General features: G+C 68.3%; 18 protein-coding genes. 9 read left to right on the forward strand and 9 right to left on the reverse strand.

All coding sequences use genetic code 11. The annotated features are described in order from the left end of the window. Positions 1 to 3: 3 nt before the first annotated feature. The 4 genes from ACXJKR_RS07735 to ACXJKR_RS07750 are packed head-to-tail and all read right to left on the reverse strand — an operon-like array spanning position 4 to position 5,240. Positions 4 to 447 carry an acyl-CoA thioesterase gene (locus ACXJKR_RS07735; protein WP_056197645.1) on the reverse strand — a complete coding sequence of 148 codons (444 nt, stop codon included), beginning with the start codon at positions 445 to 447 and terminating at the stop codon, positions 4 to 6. Beyond that, positions 440 to 3,256 (reverse strand): ATP-binding protein, encoded by a 2,817-nt coding sequence (locus ACXJKR_RS07740; RefSeq protein ID WP_457322126.1) that lies wholly within the window; start codon positions 3,254 to 3,256, stop codon positions 440 to 442. The genes ACXJKR_RS07735 and ACXJKR_RS07740 overlap by 8 nt, the downstream gene beginning before the upstream one ends. Further along, on the reverse strand, positions 3,256 to 3,942 hold the full coding sequence (locus ACXJKR_RS07745; RefSeq protein ID WP_457322128.1) for a hypothetical protein: 687 nt from the start codon (positions 3,940 to 3,942) through the stop codon (positions 3,256 to 3,258). The genes ACXJKR_RS07740 and ACXJKR_RS07745 overlap by 1 nt, the downstream gene beginning before the upstream one ends. Beyond that, positions 3,939 to 5,240, reverse strand: a complete 1,302-nt coding sequence (locus ACXJKR_RS07750; RefSeq protein WP_457322130.1) for a hypothetical protein — start codon at positions 5,238 to 5,240, stop codon at positions 3,939 to 3,941. Before ACXJKR_RS07750 ends, ACXJKR_RS07745 begins: the two co-directional genes overlap by 4 nt. Positions 5,241 to 5,486: 246 nt before the next feature. Here ACXJKR_RS07750 and ACXJKR_RS07755 point away from each other — a divergent pair, with 246 nt between their 5' ends. The 4 genes from ACXJKR_RS07755 to ACXJKR_RS07770 all read left to right on the forward strand — a co-directional run bounded on the left by ACXJKR_RS07755 (position 5,487) and on the right by ACXJKR_RS07770 (position 8,065). After that, the gene (locus tag ACXJKR_RS07755; RefSeq protein WP_457322153.1) at positions 5,487 to 5,567 is read left to right on the forward strand and encodes a PEP-CTERM sorting domain-containing protein; all 81 of its coding nucleotides are present in this window, start codon (positions 5,487 to 5,489) and stop codon (positions 5,565 to 5,567) included. Between the two features lie 74 nt (positions 5,568 to 5,641). After that, the gene (locus ACXJKR_RS07760; RefSeq protein WP_457322132.1) at positions 5,642 to 6,442 is read left to right on the forward strand and encodes a DODA-type extradiol aromatic ring-opening family dioxygenase; all 801 of its coding nucleotides are present in this window, start codon (positions 5,642 to 5,644) and stop codon (positions 6,440 to 6,442) included. A 76-nt stretch (positions 6,443 to 6,518) separates the two neighbouring features. Then, the gene (locus ACXJKR_RS07765) at positions 6,519 to 7,364 is read left to right on the forward strand and encodes a ThuA domain-containing protein (RefSeq protein ID WP_457322134.1); all 846 of its coding nucleotides are present in this window, start codon (positions 6,519 to 6,521) and stop codon (positions 7,362 to 7,364) included. A gap of 26 nt (positions 7,365 to 7,390) precedes the next feature. After that, positions 7,391 to 8,065: a 2-keto-4-pentenoate hydratase gene (locus ACXJKR_RS07770; protein WP_457322136.1), complete on the forward strand. Its 675-nt coding sequence runs from the start codon at positions 7,391 to 7,393 to the stop codon at positions 8,063 to 8,065. Here ACXJKR_RS07770 and ACXJKR_RS07775 read toward each other — a convergent pair. After that, positions 8,043 to 8,642, reverse strand: coding sequence for a DUF1294 domain-containing protein (locus ACXJKR_RS07775; protein ID WP_457322138.1), 600 nt, complete (start codon positions 8,640 to 8,642; stop codon positions 8,043 to 8,045). The two genes, ACXJKR_RS07770 and ACXJKR_RS07775, sit on opposite strands and share 23 nt — an antisense overlap. 61 nt (positions 8,643 to 8,703) lie before the next feature. Then, on the reverse strand, positions 8,704 to 10,344 hold the full coding sequence (locus ACXJKR_RS07780; RefSeq protein ID WP_056197662.1) for a DEAD/DEAH box helicase: 1,641 nt from the start codon (positions 10,342 to 10,344) through the stop codon (positions 8,704 to 8,706). Between the two features lie 521 nt (positions 10,345 to 10,865). Between ACXJKR_RS07780 and ACXJKR_RS07785 the strand changes: the two genes are divergently transcribed. Then, on the forward strand, positions 10,866 to 11,399 hold the full coding sequence (locus ACXJKR_RS07785) for a DUF2087 domain-containing protein (RefSeq protein ID WP_457322141.1): 534 nt from the start codon (positions 10,866 to 10,868) through the stop codon (positions 11,397 to 11,399). Here the strand turns inward: ACXJKR_RS07785 and ACXJKR_RS07790 are convergent. Both ACXJKR_RS07790 and orn read right to left on the reverse strand, forming a co-directional pair. After that, positions 11,379 to 13,133: a chorismate-binding protein gene (locus ACXJKR_RS07790; RefSeq protein ID WP_457322143.1), complete on the reverse strand. Its 1,755-nt coding sequence runs from the start codon at positions 13,131 to 13,133 to the stop codon at positions 11,379 to 11,381. The two genes, ACXJKR_RS07785 and ACXJKR_RS07790, sit on opposite strands and share 21 nt — an antisense overlap. 16 nt (positions 13,134 to 13,149) lie before the next feature. Continuing rightward, positions 13,150 to 13,710, reverse strand: coding sequence for an oligoribonuclease (gene orn, locus ACXJKR_RS07795; protein ID WP_056197666.1), 561 nt, complete (start codon positions 13,708 to 13,710; stop codon positions 13,150 to 13,152). A gap of 51 nt (positions 13,711 to 13,761) precedes the next feature. On the opposite strand from orn, the gene ACXJKR_RS07800 reads away from it, so the two are divergent. The 4 genes from ACXJKR_RS07800 to ACXJKR_RS07815 are packed head-to-tail and all read left to right on the forward strand — an operon-like array spanning position 13,762 to position 16,941. Next, positions 13,762 to 15,033, forward strand: coding sequence for a M48 family metallopeptidase (locus ACXJKR_RS07800; RefSeq protein WP_457322145.1), 1,272 nt, complete (start codon positions 13,762 to 13,764; stop codon positions 15,031 to 15,033). Between the two features lie 41 nt (positions 15,034 to 15,074). Then, entirely contained in the window at positions 15,075 to 15,365 is a 291-nt protein-coding gene (locus ACXJKR_RS07805; protein ID WP_457322147.1) for a 4a-hydroxytetrahydrobiopterin dehydratase, read from the forward strand. Next, complete coding sequence (rsgA, locus tag ACXJKR_RS07810; protein WP_457322149.1) at positions 15,362 to 16,264, forward strand: ribosome small subunit-dependent GTPase A; 903 nt, start codon at positions 15,362 to 15,364, stop codon at positions 16,262 to 16,264. The genes ACXJKR_RS07805 and rsgA overlap by 4 nt, the downstream gene beginning before the upstream one ends. Then, positions 16,264 to 16,941 (forward strand): DUF3047 domain-containing protein, encoded by a 678-nt coding sequence (locus tag ACXJKR_RS07815; protein WP_457322151.1) that lies wholly within the window; start codon positions 16,264 to 16,266, stop codon positions 16,939 to 16,941. The genes rsgA and ACXJKR_RS07815 overlap by 1 nt, the downstream gene beginning before the upstream one ends. A 1-nt stretch (position 16,942) precedes the next feature. On the opposite strand, the gene ACXJKR_RS07820 is transcribed toward ACXJKR_RS07815, so the two are convergent. Then, on the reverse strand, positions 16,943 to 17,209 hold the full coding sequence (locus ACXJKR_RS07820; RefSeq protein ID WP_056197677.1) for a hypothetical protein: 267 nt from the start codon (positions 17,207 to 17,209) through the stop codon (positions 16,943 to 16,945). Between the last annotated feature and the right edge of the window lie 41 nt (positions 17,210 to 17,250).

The following is a 17,250-nucleotide window of genomic DNA, read 5'->3' on the forward strand; positions in this document are numbered from 1 at the left end:
ATATCACTCAGGCTTGGGCACCACCACCGTTTCGTAGGCGCTCAGGAACTCGGGCGGCATGCGCCGCGGCTTGCCGCTGCTGATCTCGATGCACACCAGCAACCACCGGCCGCGCACCAGCGTGACGCCGTCACTCGCGCGGCGCAGTTGGAAGCGGCGCTCCATCGTCAGCTTGCCGTCGCTGTCGGTCAGCCATGTGCCGAGCACCAGGGCCTCGCCCTCGAACGAAGGCAGCAGGTAGTCGTAGTGGCCTTCGCGAATGGCCATGGCGCGGTCCTGGCGGCGGTAGTCGTCAAGCGACAGGCCGAGCGCCTCGGAATGCGCCCAGCCGGCCTGCTCGCACCATTGCACATAGACGGCGTTGTTGGTGTGGTCCAACCCGTCGATGTGTTCGGCCGCCGGCGTCAGCGCCAGCGTGAACGGGGACGGGTAGTCCCAGTCATTCATACACGGAGACTTCCGGCCGGCGCGCCAGCACCGCGATGGGCGGCGCCCAACGCTCGCCGCGCGGCTTCTTGCTCGTCACCAGCGTGATCTCGCTGGGCTCAAACACCTCGACGTTGTGCGTGATCGGCGTCGTCAGCAGGTATTGCGCGCGGGTCGAGCGCAGGAAGTGCCCGACGAGCTGGATGTTGCGCACGTCCAGGTGGGCGAAGGGTTCGTCGATGAAGACGAAGCCGCCCGGCGTCTCGTCGTCTTTCATCAGGCCCACGAGCAGGATCAGGCTCTTCAGCACCTGCTGGCCACCCGAGGCCTCGCCGTCGTTCAGCCCCACCTCGCCCTTGCCGTCAAAGTTGAACTTGACCTGCAGGCCGGCCTGGGCGAGCACGGTGTCGTCGTTGTCCAGGTGGGGTAGCACGGCTTCGGCGGTAACGCCGGCCAGTTCGCCCAGCTCGGCGACGTTCTTCTTGTAGCGGCGCACGGTGGCGCGCATCACGTCGATGTAGCGCTCGCGGGCGTTGAAGGCGGCGATGYGGGCCAGCTCGTTGCTGGCGCGGCGGTCGCTGAGCTGGGTGTCCTGCTCGTGCACCTGGGCCGACATGCGGGCGTGACGGTCCACGACGCTGGCGTCGACCTCCCAGTGGCCGCCTTGCAGTTCCTGGTCGACGTGGTGGGCGCGGATCTCGGCCTGGCGGGCGTTCTCGAACTCGTCACGCAGCGCGGCCAGCGCGATGGGCGTGACCCAGGACTTGGGGAACTGGCTTTTCTGCGTGCGCGACTGACGCGATGCCGCACGCAGCGCCTCGCGTTTGGCCTCGTGCTCACGCACTCGGCCCGAAGCTGAGCCCTCGCCGTCGCGCAGCGCGATCTGCGCGGCTTCATAGGCCTGCTCGCTGCGCGTGGAGTCGCGCAGCATGCGGTCGTGCTCGCTGTCCAGCGTGCTCATGCGCGTGGACGCTTCGGCGCGCGCTTGGCGCAGCACCGGCAGGCGCGCGCGAGCTTCGGCGAATTCGTCGGAGCGTTCGCTCAATTCCTGCGCAGCCTTATGCCCAACGGCTGCGCGCTGCACGTCCTTGAACTGGCGTTCGACTTCCGCCTGCGCCTTGGCGATGCGGCTCAGCTCACCGTCCCAGCGGGCCAGCTCGGCCTCCAGCGCACCGCGGCGCGAGTCCACGGCCGACGCGCCGAACTGATGGTCGCGCGGCTCGACGAAGACGCTGCGGCCGCCGCGGCCGTCGCGGTAGTAGGCGTCGGTCGTGATCCATTCGCCGCCAGCCTTGGCGCCCTCTTCCGTCGACGTGACGCAGCGGATGCTACCCAGCTGGCGCACCAGCCAGGTCGGCAGCGGCGCGCTGACGTTCAGCGCCGCCAGCAGCGAGCCGGCCGGCGCCTGGCCTGCGGCCTGCGTGTCGGCGACGACGTAGTGACGGTAGCGCTGCTTCGCCGCAATGTCGAAGGCGCGGCCTTCGTCGCTGCGGTGTTTCAGCACCACGACCCAGCGCGATGGGCGCAGCAGGCCTTCGGCGGCGGCGCGCCAGGTTTCGTCGGCGATGTCGACGCTGTCGGCAACGAGGTGGTGGGCGATGCCCGCGTCGTCCAGCGCGCGCTTCATCGGCGCGACCTCGGGCGGCGGCGGGGGCAGGCGCTTGCCGCTCAGCTCGCCCAATGCGGTCTGCGCGCGGGCGGCCTTGTCGCTGGCACGGGTGTAGTCGGCGCGCAGGCGCTCGCGTTCGCCGGCCAGTTCCTGCATGCGCGCCGTCAGCGCGGCGGCATCGGCCTCCACGTCGGCCAGCGCCTTCAGTTCGTCCTCACGCTTGACCAAGGCCTCGGCGGGCCGCTCGGCTTCGCGCGCCGAGTCGAACGCGGCGCGGGCCTCACGACGTTCGCCGTCCAGCGCCTTCATGCGCTCCTTGGCCGCTTCCTGCGCCGTGAACAAACCATGCAGCGCCGCGCGCTTCTCGGTCAGCACCTTCACGTCACCCGAGGCAAACAGGCGCTGGCGGTGCAACTCGCGCGCATCGCGGGTGATGCGTTCGCGCGCCTCGCTCCAGCGCAGCACGGCCAGCACTTCGGTGGCCAGGCGCTCGCGCTCCTGGATCTTGAGCTGGTACTGGCGGTGGCTGTTGACGCGGTTGGCCAGGTCGCTCAACTGCGCCTGCGTGTGCGCCAACTCGGCGCCGGCCTGCTCGACTTCCTTGCCCAGGTGTTGCTGATGGCTGCGCGCCTGCTCGTAGCGGTCCAGCACCTCCTGGTCGCCGAACACCTCGAAGACGAGGCGCAGCAGCTCCTTTGGAGAAAGCTCGCAGAGCCGGTCGGTCTGGCCCTGCTCCAGCGCCAGCACGCGACCGATGGCGCGCGTGAGGCCGGCCGCTTCCAGCCGCTTCTTCCACGCCTCGATGCCCAGCCAGTCGCGGTCACCTTTTTCGGCCAGTTGCTCGATCTCATGCGCACCGTCGAGGATGGTGTAGCGGCGCACCCAGTCGCCACCGTGGCGCTCGATGCGGCAGGCCAGCGTCACTTGGTCGCCGTACAGCAGCGACGAAGCGAATGGCCGGCTGCTGTTCTGGCGCGAGCGCGGGCGGTTGTCCACCAGCGCGCGCAGCCACGCCGTCTCGGCGTTGGCGTGGCGGGCATAGGTCTTGTAGGTGCGGCCACCCGAGCACTCCAGCCCAAGCAGCGTGCGCATCGCGTCCAGCAGCGTGGTCTTGCCCGAGCCGTTGGGGCCGGCGATGGTGATGATGGCGCCGTCCAGCGGCAGCGTGACGCGCTGGCAGTAGTCCCAGTGCAGCAGTTCGAGCGATTGCAGGTGGAACATCAGTCGTCGAGGTTTTGTTGTTCTGCTTCTTCGGGGCGGGCGACCGGGTGGCCGGCGCGGGCGAGCACGTCGCCCATGGCGCCATCGAGGATGCGCGGCGCCAGCAGGTCGTAGTCGATCAGCAGGTCCAGCAGCGGCCCCTCGGCAATGTCCTCGCCGCGGCGCGTGATGAAGCCGTGGCGCTCCAGCAGCTTGAGGTTGGTGTCCAGCCGCAGCTTCTTGCCGAGCTGGTCGCCAAAGTCCGCCAGCAGGCTGCGGTAGCTGATCAGCGGCGCGACGCTCGCGGCCTGGGGCAGCGGCTTGTCGGCCGCGAACATCTCGCCCTGGCCGGCGTGGATGGCGTCGCTGCGCGCGACCTGGCGCTGGCGCTTCGGCAACACGATGAGCGACCACAGCACCACCAGCAGCGCCACGCCATCGCGCGGCAGATCGAGGTTGTTGTTAGCGGCCAGGCCCATCTCGCCGAACACGGCGCTTTCGGCCGGTCGCACGAGGGCGACGGCGATGTGGTCGGCGTGCACGTTGTCCACCACCTTGAGCCCGACGGCCCCCAGGCGCTGGCCCAGCAGGGTCCACAGCTCGGTGTCGATCAACGCGCGGCGCACCAGCGGGTGGCTGCGCGGCAGCCAGCGCCGGGCCAGCAGTTGCGCCGCCAGTTGGGCGGCGTCGTCGAGAGGTTGGCTCATGAAGAAGATTCAGGTGTGAGGACGCCGCGGCTCATCCATTTGACGAACTCGTCGTCGACGGGGCCTTGTTCGGCGGACCAGCGCACGCTCCACGGCTGGCGGGCCATGTCGCCGGTGGCGCCCTTCAGGTGTCGGGCTTGCGCGTCGCCCAGCAGCGGCAGCAGCTGGGCGCGGTAGGCGGCGCGGGCATAGCTGTCGCCAAGAACCGCGGGCGACAGGTCGCGTTCGATGGGATCGGCGGCCGCCCAGGCCGTCAGCAGCGCCTGCATCTGGTCCATGTCGGGCGGCAATTGCATGACGGCCAGCTCGCCAGTGGGCGCGGCCTGGCCTTGGGGCAGCGCTGCGATCTCGGCAGGCTTGGGCCGGTCGCGCTCAAATTCGGCTTCCGCGGTGTCAACGAGGTCGTGCTGGGACACCAGCACCGGGTGCACCGGCCGTTCCCAGCCATCAGCCAGCAGTTTGGCAAGGTCGCCCTGGCTTTGCAGCCAGCGGCGCACATCGGTGGTCGTGATGCCGGTGGAACCCAGTGTTACGCGCTGGCGGTCCGCCTGCTGGAGCGCGCGGTTGAACTGGCTGGCCATGGCCAGCAGCCGCGCCTGCGCCAGGCCCAGCTCGCGGGCCAGGCGCTCCAGGCGAGCGTCGCCGGCGGCTTCGGCCTGGGCAATGATGGCACCCAGCGCCTCGCCAGCGCGATCCACCAGCGTCAGCGCCTTCTCGAAGCGGGTGCGTGCGCGGCGCAAGGCGAACTCGCTGCCGCTCGCGATCGCGTCGGCGAACTCGTCGTACAGCCGCGAAAGCTGGGCCAGCAAATGCTGTAGCTGGGCCGGCTGCAAGGTGCCAAGCTGGTGGGCGCCGGCCACGCCGGCCAGCAGCGAGGCCAGGTCGCCGTCGGGCGCCTCCTCCTGCGTCAGCGGCTGCAGCAGGCCCACGAGCTGCTGGGCCAGCGGCGTGACGGCGTAGGTCTGCCCCGTCGCGTCCCAGGCCAGCAGTTCGGCTTCACGCAGGCGCTTGAGCACGTTGTCCAGCACCTCGTCGCGCAGCACGTGGAAGGCCTGGTTCAGCGCCTCGCGCGTCAGCCGCGACTCGCGCAGCGCCATCAGCTCGAAAAACACCCACAGCCGCAGCCGGGTCAGGCCCGCGGGCCCCTGGAACAGCGCCCGCAGCGCCGTCTGCAAGGCGTCCTGGCGTTCGAGCTGCCACCACAGCAGCGCATCCGCCGGCGCGGCGCCGTCGCGGAAGTAGTCCTCCACGCGATCGGGGCGCGCGGTGTCGTCGGTGTCCTGGGGTGTCGTCAACATGGGGCGCGGATTATCGACGGGCCCTGAAGCCGCCAAATTAGGTGGTGTCGAGGGGTTTGACAGTCGACAGTCGCCGTCGGACAGCTCATCACCGATTTCAACATCGACATCGACATCGGCTCGGCCCTGGGCACCAACGACGCTTTCGTCGGCTTCACTGCCGCGACCGGCTCGGGCTACCAGAACCACGACATCCTGAACTGGCGGCTGGCCAACGACACCTCCATCACCACCGATCCAGGCCGTCTGCCCGAGCCGGCCGACCTGGCGCTGCTGAGCCTGGCCGGCGTGGCGGCCCTCGCAGCCTCCCGCCGTCGCCGCGGCTGACGTTCGGCTTTTGCGAACGCCGGCATCAAGCCGACTGAACCCAGGCCCGCGCAAGCGGGCCTAGTCTTATGGGCATGCAAACCCCTCGCCTGCCCAGCTTCTTCCTCTCCCACGGCGGCGGCCCCTGGCCGTTCATGGACGGCGACTACCGTCGCGCCCACGCCAGGCTTGAGACCTCGCTGCAAGCCCTACCGGCCACATTGCCGGCCAAGCCGAAGGCCATCCTGATGATCTCGGCCCACTGGGAAGAGGCCGCCTTCACTGTCATGACCTCGCCCGCACCGGGCATGCTCTACGACTACGGCGGCTTCCCGGCCCACACCTACGAGGTGGTCTACCCGGCACCGGGCGATCCGGCGCTGGCCGAGCGTGTTGTCGCACTGATCCAGGCCGCCGGCCTGCCCGCCGCCCGCGACGCCCAACGCGGCTTCGACCACGGCGCCTTCTGCACGTTGGTACCGATGTACCCCGACGCCGACGTGCCCGTCGTGCAGCTGTCGCTCAAGCGCGGCCTGAACCCGGTCGAACACATCGCGCTGGGCCGCGCCCTGGCGCCGCTGCGCGACGAAGGCGTGCTCATCCTCGGCAGCGGCTTCAGCTTCCACAACCTGCGCCTCTACGGCTCGGCCGGCCGTGAGCCGTCCGCCGCCTTTGATGCCTGGCTGCAGTCCACCCTGCCCTCTCCGGCCGGCCGTGCTGAGCGCCTGCAGGCCTGGGCCCAGGCACCCGCTGCCCGCCTGGCCCATCCGCGCGAGGAGCATCTGCTGCCGCTGATGGTGGCCGCTGGCGCCGCCGAGGGCGAGACCGCCGCCTGCCACTATCACGAGACTGAATTCATGGGCGGCGTGACGGCGTCGAGTTTCCGCTTCGGATGACTCGCCGTGCAGGCCTGATCGCGAGGAGCGCCTGGGTGCTAGATTCGCCCACGCCGCTTCCTCGCCACAGGTCCTTATGAAACCTCCTCACGTCCTTGCCCTGGCTTTTGCGTTCGCCGCCCTCCCCGCGTTCGCGGCGGACGCACCGAAACCCATCCGTGCCCTGCTCATCACCGGCGGCTGCTGCCACGACTACGGTGCGCAAAAGGACCTGCTGAAATCGGGCATTGAGGCGCGCGCGAACATCGTCGTGGATCAAATGCACAGCGACAACACCACCGGCAGCCCCCCGCTGCCCCTCTTCGGCAACCCCGACTACGCGCGTGGCTACGACGTGGTCATCCACGACGAGTGCGCAGCCGACCCGCGCGACCCCAGCTCGTTCAAAAGCGTCTTGAAACCCCATCTGGACGGCATGCCCGGCGTCAATCTGCACTGCGCGATGCACAGCTTTCGCTCTGGCGACTACACCCAGCCGGTAGCCCGCGGTGCGGACAACGCCCAGTGGTACGAATACCTCGGCCTGCAATCGACCGGCCACGGACCGAATGAACCCATCGCGATCACCTTCGTCGACAAGGATCACCCGATCACGAGGACGCTCGACGGTTGGACCACCGTCAATGAGGAGCTCTACAACAACGTCCAGATCCTCGATGGCAAAGCGCTCGCAAAGGGCAGGCAGATCGTCAAGCAAAGCAGGCGGCAGCCCGACGGCAGCGTGACCGAAGAAGCACAGGCCGTCGAAACGGTCGTCGTCTGGACGAACGAATTCGGCCCGAAGAAGACGCGCGTGTTCAGCACCTCACTCGGTCACACCACGGCCACCGTCGCTGACGCCCGCTATCTGGACCTGGTCACCCAAGGCATTCTCTGGGCCACCGGCAAAGTCGACCAACCCGGCTACGCCAAGAAGAAGTAAGGCCACTCGCTGCTCCACTTCAAGCCATGACGCAAGCCCTGATCGATGCCCTGGTTGCCTGCCACCGTGACGGCAGCCGCTTGAGTGCCGCCGACTGGACCCACGCCGTACGTGACGAGGCCGATGCCTATGCCGTGCAAGACGGCATCGCCCGGGCGCTGGACTGGCGCTTCGACCGCTGGAAGTCCGGCGGCGCCAGCGCCCAGGGTCCGTTCAGCCATTCGCCAGTCAACCCCGTCCCCGGAACGTCACTGCTTGGTGTCGAGGCCGAGGTGGCGCTGCGCATTGACGCGGATGGGAGGGCGCAATCCATGTGCGTCGCTGTTGAACTGGTCGCCTCGCGCTGGCAGGAAGGGCTGGACGCGCCTGCCTTGCTGCGCATGGCCGACCACCAATCCAACGCCGGTCTGCTGCTCGGTGCCTGGCAACCCTATCGCCCGTTGCGGTGGGCTCAGCTCGAATGGCGTCTCAGCCTCGCCAGCCAGCCCGATGTCGTCCGCCGTGGTGGGCATTCCCTGGCCGATCCAGCCGCCGTATTGCCGGCCTGGTTGCGCCATGCCACGCGCCATGGCGCTACCTTGCCAGCCGGCACCATCGTGACGACCGGCGCCTGGGGCGGGTTGCATCCGCTGACGGGTGCGGCCCGCGGCACGCTGGCCTTCGAGGGCTTGGGCGAACTCAGCTTTTCAGTAGCGGCGTGAAGACCGCAGCGAAGGCCGCGATGTTGAGGATCACCGTCAGCCAGTAGATGCGCCGGAACGCCGGCTTCACGCTCTTGTGGCGCAGCAGTTGCTGGGCGAGCAACGCGCCCGGCCAGCCGCAGGCCAGCGACAGCCCATGCAGGGTCTTCTCGCCCACGCGCCAAGCTCCCTGCCTGGCGGCCCGCTTGTCGAGCGCATAGACGATGAAGGTCGCCATGCTCATGGCGGAATAGATGCCCCAGAGCCAGTTCGGCAAGCCCCAGAGGAGATGGCAGGCCAGCACAAAGCCGGCAAAGGCCGGCACCAGCAGCAGCACACGGCTGCGATCGCGCGGCGCTGCGGGTAGCGGCGGCGCCTTGATGGGCCGCACGGCCAGCGCCCTCGGCTTGCCCTGGGCGTCAGAACCCGCCTGGAAGCTCAATCGCTCACCCACCACCGGCCGCTCGGCGCGGGCGGCAAAGGCCTGGATATGGACAAAGAGGCGGGCCGGGCCGCCGTCGGGCGCGATGAAGCCATAGCCCTTGGCGTCGTCCCACTGGACGAGGGTGCCGGTCTGCTTGTCGCTGGAACTGGTCATAAAAAAGGGCCCGCACTGCGGGCCCTCCATCATCGCCGGGGCGGCAGATGCCGCCGCGGGATCAGCGGCCGAAGCCACCCTTGCGCGGGCCGCTCGGCGGGCGGCGGTCGCCGAAGGCCGGCTTGGCGCCGAAGCTGGGCTTGCCGGCCGGCTGGAAGGAGCGCTCGCCGCGCGGCGCGAAGCCACGGTCGTCACGGGGCTGGAAGCCGCGATCATCACGCGGTGCGAAACCACGATCCTCACGCGGAGCAAAGCCGCGGTTATCACCCTGCGGCGCAAAACCGCGATCTTCACGGGGAGCAAAGCCACGGTTGTCGCCTTGCGGAGCGAAGCCACGGTCATCGCGCGGCGCAAAGCCACGGTCCTGGCCGCCAGAACCATGATTGAAAGGCTTGCCACCACCGTGGAAGGGGCGGCTGCCCTCTTCACGACGGAAAGGCTTGTTGCCGAAGCCAGGGCGGCCGCCACCGAAGTGGCCACGTGGGCCGCGGTCGTCGAAGGAACCAGCCGGGCGCGGCGGGAAGATGCGCGGCTCTTGCGTCTTGGGCTCAAGACCGGCGATCTGCTGCACGGGGATCGTCTGCGTCGTGAACTGCTGGATGCGGCGGATCATGGACACGTCGTCACGCAGGCCCAGCGTGATCGCCAGGCCCTGGCGGCCGGCACGGCCGGTGCGGCCGATGCGGTGCACATAGTCCTCGGCCTTCATCGGCAGGCCGTAGTTGATGACGTGGCTGATGGTCGGCACGTCGATGCCGCGAGCGGCAACGTCGGTGGCCACCAGCACGCGCACTTGCTTGCTGCGCAGAGCCTGCAGCACGCGGTTGCGCTTGCCTTGCGGCATCGCGCCGTGCAGCGGCGCCACCGAGTGGCCGATCTCGGCCAGGCGCTCGGCCAGCCAGTCGGCGTCACGCTGCGTGCTGGTGAAGACGACGGCCTGCTCCATCTCCGGCAGGGCCAGGATGGACTCCAGCAGCTGGTCCTTGTGGTGGGGGTTGTCGGCCCAGTGCAGGCGCTGCTCGATGTTCTCGTGCGTGTCGGTGTGGTTGGCCACCTCGATGCGCTGCGGATCCTTCAGCAGGTTCTGCGCGAGGCGGCCGACGTGGCCGGCGAACGTGGCGCTGAACATCACGGTCTGGCGCTCGGCAGGGGTATTGCCGGCGATCATCGTGATGTCGTCGATGAAGCCCATGTCCAGCATGCGGTCGGCTTCGTCCAGCACCAGCATTTCGACATTGCCCAGCACGCACTTGCCGGAGTTGATGTGGTCGATCAGGCGGCCGGGGGTCGCGATCAGGATGTCCAGCGGGCCCATCAGCTGGCGGATCTGCAGCGGGTAGGGCATGCCGCCCAGCACGGTGGCGACCTTCAGGCCCGGGATGAAGCGGCCGTAGGTCTGTGCGGCCTTGGCGACCTGCATAGCCAGCTCACGGGTGGGGGCCAGCACCAGGATCTTGGGGCCATAGACCTTGCCCTTTTCGCGCTTCTTGCTGTCGTCRCCACGTGCGGCCAGGATCTTTTCCAGCGCCGGCAGGATGAAGGCGGCGGTCTTGCCCGAGCCCGTGCGCGCCGAGACCATCAGGTCCTTGTTGGCGATGGCAGCGGGAATGGCGAGCGTCTGCACGTCGGTGGCGTTCTCGTAGCCGGAATCTTTCACGGCCTTCAGGACCACTTCGTTCAGGCCCAGGGTATCGAAACTCATGTCGTTCTTTCAGTCAAAAGCCCGTCCATGCCGCCTGGAAATCAGTGAGGGCGGACACGCGGGCGCTGAACAGACCATGCCGTTCAGCAGTCAAAGTCGCTGGGAGAAAGCTCGTGTCGGGCGGCTCGGGCTGCTGGTTGCAGTCGGGTGCGGCACGGGGGAACAGTCAAAGCGACGGCTTCATCGCCGCCGACCGATCCACGAGGGGTGTTCGAGAAGCCGTATGAACTACGGGCCGAACGAGGTCAGAGGAGACGTACGAAGCTCGGTTGGAACCGAGCGAAGCTGCGACTGTAGCACAGATCAGGGTTTTCACGGAATCCACCCCTGAGGCGCGGGTGTGAGCTCTGGCACACTTGCGGCCCGGGTCGGCAGAACACCCAGGCCTTGCCGCGCGGCACCCGCCGCGAGCTGAACCTGCCACGCATACCGCCTTCGTTCACGTGAACCTCGCGTGCGCCCTGGCTGCAAGTCGGCAAGCCCAGCCTCTTTCGTCGTTGGCGTGCGCATGGAGTGCCATCATGGCCCGTGAATCCCTGCCCCTCGTCGTGGACGACTTGTCCACCTTCACCAAGTCTCTGCGCACGCAGTTGCTGGCGCACCCCGCCACGCCAGGCCACCAGACCCTGCTGAACATGCTGGCCCGCGCAGCCGGGCATCGCAATCTGCAGATGCTGAAGGCGCGTCCGCCGGCCCTGCCGCGGACCACCACCCCTGCCCGTGCGGAACACAGCGACATCGTTCGCCGCACGCTGCGCCTGTTCGACGATCAGGGCCGGCTGCAGCGGCTGCCCGTCAAGCGCTCGCTGCAGTTGATGGCCCTGTGGGGCCTGTGGATGCGCTTCGACGCCAAGCGGCCTTACCGCGAGCGCGAGGTCAACCAGATCCTGACGGCCTGGCACTGCTTCGGCGACTACTGCACGCTGCGCCGTGATCTCGTCACCCAAGGCCTGATGGCGCGCACGGCGGACAGCTCGGTCTACACCAAGCTGCCAGCGCGGCCGGGCGAGGACGCGATGGCGCTGATGCGGGCCTTACGTCAACTCGGCAACTAGCCAGCCGCGCAGGCTGTTGAAGAAGGCCAGGCCCTCGGCACGGGCCAGATCCTGCCGGGTCAGCCGTGCTTCCTTGAGACGGCCCAGGGCCAGCAGCTCAGCACGCAGCACGCCGGGCAACACCCCGGCGGCCAGCGGCGGTGTGAGCCACTGGTCGTCAAGCCGCAGGGCAAGGTTGCCGAAGCTGCATTCGGTCAGCTCGCCCGCCTCGTTCCAGAGGATGACGTCGAAGGCTTGGGCTGGCTTGTCGAAGGCATACAGCTCGCGACGTGTCGTCTTGTGGGCCAGGAACTCGGCACTGGGACCGAGCGTGGGAATGGGCTGATCGGCCAGCGCCAGCAGCACCGGCTCGGCCATCGGAGTGAAGGCGGCCAGCGTGTGATGCAGGCGCCCCTCGGCGTCGCCGGTCAGGCGCAGGCGCCAGCTGCCTTGTGCGTGGGCCTCCGCCACTGCCTTCAGGTGGGCCCGCGCCTCGGCCAGCGAGAAGCGCAGGCCGAAGTGGCGCGCCGTGCGCTGCATGCGGGCCAGGTGAGCGTCGCCGCGCACCGCCACGCCGCCCTCCAGCCGCAGCGTCTCCAGCGCCTCGACGGGCGCCTCGGCGCGGGCCAGGAAGCGCGACTTGGCCCGCCATTCGGCGATTTCGGCAGCAGGCTCACTGTCCAATGTGATGGCGCTGCCGATGCCACAAGTCAGCGCCTCGCCGTGGAACTCGACAGTGCGGATGGGCACATTGAAGGTGGCAACGCCGCCGGGCTGGATCAGGCCCAGCGCGCCGCAGTACCAACCCCGCGCCGTCGGCTCCAGCTCGCGGATGATCTGCATCGCGCGGATCTTGGGCGCGCCGGTCACCGAACCGCAGGGGAAAAGTGCCGCGAAGGCATCGGCCAACGTCAACCCGCCGCGGCTGACGGCCGTCACGGTGGACGTCATCTGCCAGACCGTTGGCAGCGCATGCAGCTCGAACAGACGCGGCACGCGCACGGTGCCGAGCTGAGCGACGTGGCTGAGGTCATTGCGCAGCAGGTCCACGATCATCAGGTTCTCGGCGCGCTCCTTCTCGCTGGTGCGCAGGTGCGCCTGAGCCGCCTCGTCGTCGACACGGTCGCGGCCGCGCGGCGCCGTGCCCTTCATGGGCTGGGCCGCCAACAGCCAGCTCGCCTTGGCACCGGGCACGGGACGCCAGTCGAAGAAGAGTTCGGGTGACACGCTGGCCGCGCCGGCTTCGCGCAAGAACAGGCTGAAGCCGCCGGGCTGGCTGGCGTGCAGGGCGAGGAAGAGCTGCTCGGCGTCCAGCGCGCCGGCCGCCGCGCGCAGCCGGGTGGTCAGATTGACCTGGTAGCAATCGCCGTCACGGATGTAGGTGCGGATGCGCTCGATGGCTGCCGTGCCGTCCGGCTCGGCGTCATTCCAGCCCAGGAAGCCGCTGTAGGCTGGAGGCAGCTCCGGCCAGGGCTCAGGGGGCGACTCGTAGACAGCGAACTCGGCCAGCGGCGCGGTGGCGCCGTGCGTCTTCAGTGCGGCGTCGAAAACCGCGRCGGCCTCGTAACGCAGCCCCCCAAGGACCCAGGCGCCGGCTCGTGCCGCGGCTTCGGCCTCGGCGATGACGCCGCGCACCTCATCCAGCCGCGTCGCCCTCAGCCAGCGCGTCGGCGGCGTGGCCCAGCAGCCGCGCAGCCGCTCGCCGTCCTCGCGGGCCAGCGGGTGGCGGGGGAAGTCGAAAGCGGCGTGCAGCAAGCGCCGTGCGGCCCGGTCAGGCCAGGTTCAGGAAATGAGTGCGGTAGTGGACGAGCTCGTCGATGGACTCGTGGATGTCGGCCATGGCCGTGTGGGCCTGAGCCTTCTTGAAGCCCTCCAGCGCGGCGGGCTTCCAGCGCTTGGCCAGTTCCTTCAGCGTGGACACATCCAGGTTGCGGTAGTGGAAGAAGCTCTCCAGCTCGGGCATGTAGTTGGCGAGGAAGCGGCGGTCCTGGCAGATGCTGTTGCCGGCCATCGGGCTCTTGCCCTTGGGCACGTATTGCTTCAGGAAGGCGATGGTCTGGGCGGCGGCCTCGGCCTCGGAGACGGTGGAGGCCTTGACGCGGTCGATGAGGCCGCTCCTGCCATGGGTACCCTTGTTCCAGGCGTCCATGGCGTCCAGCGTCGCGTCGCTCTGATGCACGGCGAAGACAGGGCCTTCGACGCGCTTTTCGAGGTTGGCGTCGGTCACGACGACGGCAATCTCGATGATGCGGTCGGTGTCGGGATACAGACCCGTCATTTCGAGGTCGATCCAGATCAGGTTGTTTTCGCTGAGGGCAAGGGTGTCGGACATGCTGGGCTCACTCTGAAGATGAGGAATTCTCGCAGCCTAAACTTGAGGCTTATGTCTCCCCTGCTGTTGTCCCTTGCTTTTGCGGCCGCGCTCGCCGCCTCGACCCTCGTCAAGTTCTGGCTGTCCTCTCGCCAGATCCGCCATGTCGCCGCCCATCGCGGCCAGGTCCCGGCAGCCTTTGCCGGCAACGTGACGCTGGTGGCTCATCAGAAGGCGGCGGACTACACGGTCGCCCGGTCCCGCTTCGGCCTGCTGGCCCTGGCCTTCAATGCGGCCGTGCTGCTCGGTTGGACGTTGCTGGGCGGCCTGAACGCTCTGAACAGCTGGGCGCTGGAAGCCAGCCACATGCTGCCCGAAGCTTGGCAAGGCATGGGCTACCAGCTCGGCCTGGTCGCCGTCTTCGTGCTGGCGGGGTCACTGCTGGACCTGCCCTGGGAGCTGTGGTCCACCTTCCGCATCGAGCAGGCCTTCGGCTTCAACCGCACGACGCTCAAGCTCTTCTTCGCCGACATGGCCAAGGGCCTCGCCGTCGGCGTGCTGATGGGCCTGCCCATCGTCGCCCTCATTCTCTGGCTGATGGGCGCGGCCGGCCCGCTCTGGTGGCTATGGGCCTGGGGCGCGTGGATGGGCTTCAACCTGCTGATCATGGTCATCTACCCGACCGTCATTGCGCCGCTGTTCAACAAGTTCGAGCCGCTGACCGATTTGGCGCTGAAGGACCGCGTCGAGAAGCTGATGGCGCGTTGCGGCTTTGCAGCCAAGGGCCTGTTCGTCATGGACGGCAGCCGACGCTCGGCGCATGGCAATGCCTATTTCAGCGGCTTCGGCCCGGCCAAGCGCGTGGTCTTCTTCGACACGCTGCTGACCAAGCTCAACGGCAGCGAGGTGGAGGCCGTGCTGGCCCACGAGTTGGGCCACTTCAAGCACAAGCACATCACCAAGCGCATCGTGTTGATGTTCGCCATGAGCCTCGCCGGCTTTGCGCTGCTCGGCTGGCTGGCGCAACAGCCGGCCTTTTACCTGGGCCTGGGTGCAACGCCGAATCTCGACGCACCCAATGACGCGCTGGCGCTGATCCTCTTCCTGCTCGCCGGCCCGGTGTTCGGCTTCTTCGTGACGCCGCTGGCGAGCCACTTCTCGCGCCGCGACGAGTTCCAGGCCGACGCCTATGCCCGCGCCCAGGCCAGCGGCGCCGACCTGTCCTCGGCGCTGCTGAAGCTGCACGAGGACAATGCCGGCACGCTGACACCCGACCCGGTCTACGCGCGCTTCTACTACTCCCACCCACCTGCTGCCGAACGTCTTGCAGCCCTCGCCGCATGAACGACCTCCTGCTCGCCCAATGTGACCCCAAGGCGCCCTTGATGGACGCCGACACGCGAACCCGCGTGCTGGCCGCCCTGCCCGGCTGGCTGCCGGACGCCGAACACAAAGTGATCGGGCGCCGCTTCGGCTTCGCGAACTTCTACCAGACCATGGCCTTCGTCGACGCGGTCGCCGAGATCGCCCACGCGCAGGACCATCACCCCGAGATGCTGGTCGGCTACGACGCCTGCACGGTCAGCTTCACGACGCATTCGCGCGGCGGGCTGACCTTGAATGACGCGATCTGTGCGGCACAAGTGAGCGCCTTGCCCGAAGCGACCGGTACATGAGTAAATTCCAGGCGCTGGACCTGGGACTTGTCGTGCGCGGCCATGGCCGCCACTACATCGTCGAGGACTCGGAGGGCAAGCGCTTCGTCTGCCACCCGCGCGGCAAGAAGAGCGAGGCTGTCGTTGGTGACCAGGTGCGCTTCGCCGATTCCGGCGATGAGGGAGTCATCGAAGCCGTCGAGCCTCGGCGCAATCTGCTGTTCCGCCAGGACGAGTGGAAGACCAAGAGCTTCGCAGCCAACCTGGACCAGCTGCTTGTCCTCGTCGCTGTCGAGCCGGTGTTCAGTGAGAGCCAGCTCACGCGCTCCCTGATCGCCGCCGAGTCCGCCGGCATCAGCATGGYCATCGCGCTGAACAAGACCGACCTGCCGGGCACCGATTCGGCTCGCGAGCGCCTGGCACCTTATCGCGCCATGGGCCTGAAGATGTTCGAGGTCGCGCTGAAGGCCGACCCCGAGGGCTCCCGCACGACGCTGGACCCCTGGCTGGCCGGCCAACGCACCTTCGTCCTCGGCCCCAGTGGCACGGGCAAGAGCACGCTGATCAACCTGCTCGTGAAAGACGCCAAGGCCCAGATCGGCGAGATCTCGCAGGCGCTGAACTCCGGCCGCCACACGACGAYGACGACGCAGTGGTACTGGACCGACGAGACACGCACGACGGCGCTGATCGACTCGCCCGGCTTCCAGGAATTCGGCCTGCGCCAGATCGACGCCGCCGAGCTGTGGCGCTACATGCCCGACCTGCGCGAGCACGCCAACTGCCGCTTCGCCAATTGCAGCCACATCCACGAGCCCGACTGCGGCGTGCGCGCGGCGGTTCAAGCGGGGCTGATCAGCGCCAGCCGCTATCGCATCTACGGCGAGATCCTCGAAGAGCTGCAGCGCAAGACCTGGTGATGCGCGGCGCACTCGCCTTCAGCGCCCTGGCCTTGCTGGCCGGCTGCGCCACGACCGTCGCCCCGCCTCCAGCCGCCGAAGGCTGGCAGCCGCTGGCCCTGCCCGGCAAGAAGCTTACCCAGTACAACTGGACGGAGAAGGACGGCCGCCCCGCGCTGGAAGCTGCTTCGGATCGCTCGGCCAGCATCTGGCGCAAGCGGCTGGAGCCGGCAAAGATCAGCGTCGGCGAGGTCAATTTCTCATGGTGGGTGCAGGGCCTGATCCCGGGTGCCAATGTCTCGGACATCGACCATGAGGACGCCGTCGCCCGCGTCATCTTCGGCTTCGCCGGCGACATCGACAAACTGCCGCTGCGCACGCGCATGAAGTTCGAACTCGCGCAGGCCCTGACCGGCGAGCTGCCGCCCTATGCGACGCTGATGTATGTCTGGGACAGCAAGCTGCCGGTCGGCACCGTCGTCATCAACCCACGCAGCGACCGCATCCGCAAGATCGTCGTCGACTCCGGCCCCGCGGAACTGCGCCGCTGGCGCGAACACCGGCGCGACCTGGCCGCCGACTTCCGCCTGGCCTTTGGCGAGGCGCCAGGCCCGTTGACCTCGATGGCCGTCATGACGGACAGCGACAACAGCCGCGCGTCGGCCCGCACCTGGTACGGACCCGTGGAACTGAAATAGCTCAGCGCTGGTCGGGTGAGCGCAACGATAGTGGCGCGGCGTCGTGCACTTCACGCGCTTCGACGTCCACCACTTCTCCCGCCGGCTGGCGGCGCTGCGCCCACGGGTTCTTGTTGACACGGAACTGCAGATTCGGCTTGCGGCCGGTCAGCAAGCTGACGAGCAGGAAGGCCAGGAAGGCCAGCACGGCGATCAGGAAGAGGCCCAGGCCGATAAAGGCGCCGACGACGAGCATCAGCAGGCGAAGCAGCAAACGGAACAGCGACATGACCCCTATTCTGAACGCTGAGCGCCCGCTGGGGCCGTGAC

The sequence above is a fragment of the Roseateles sp. P5_E11 genome (assembly GCF_054049355.1).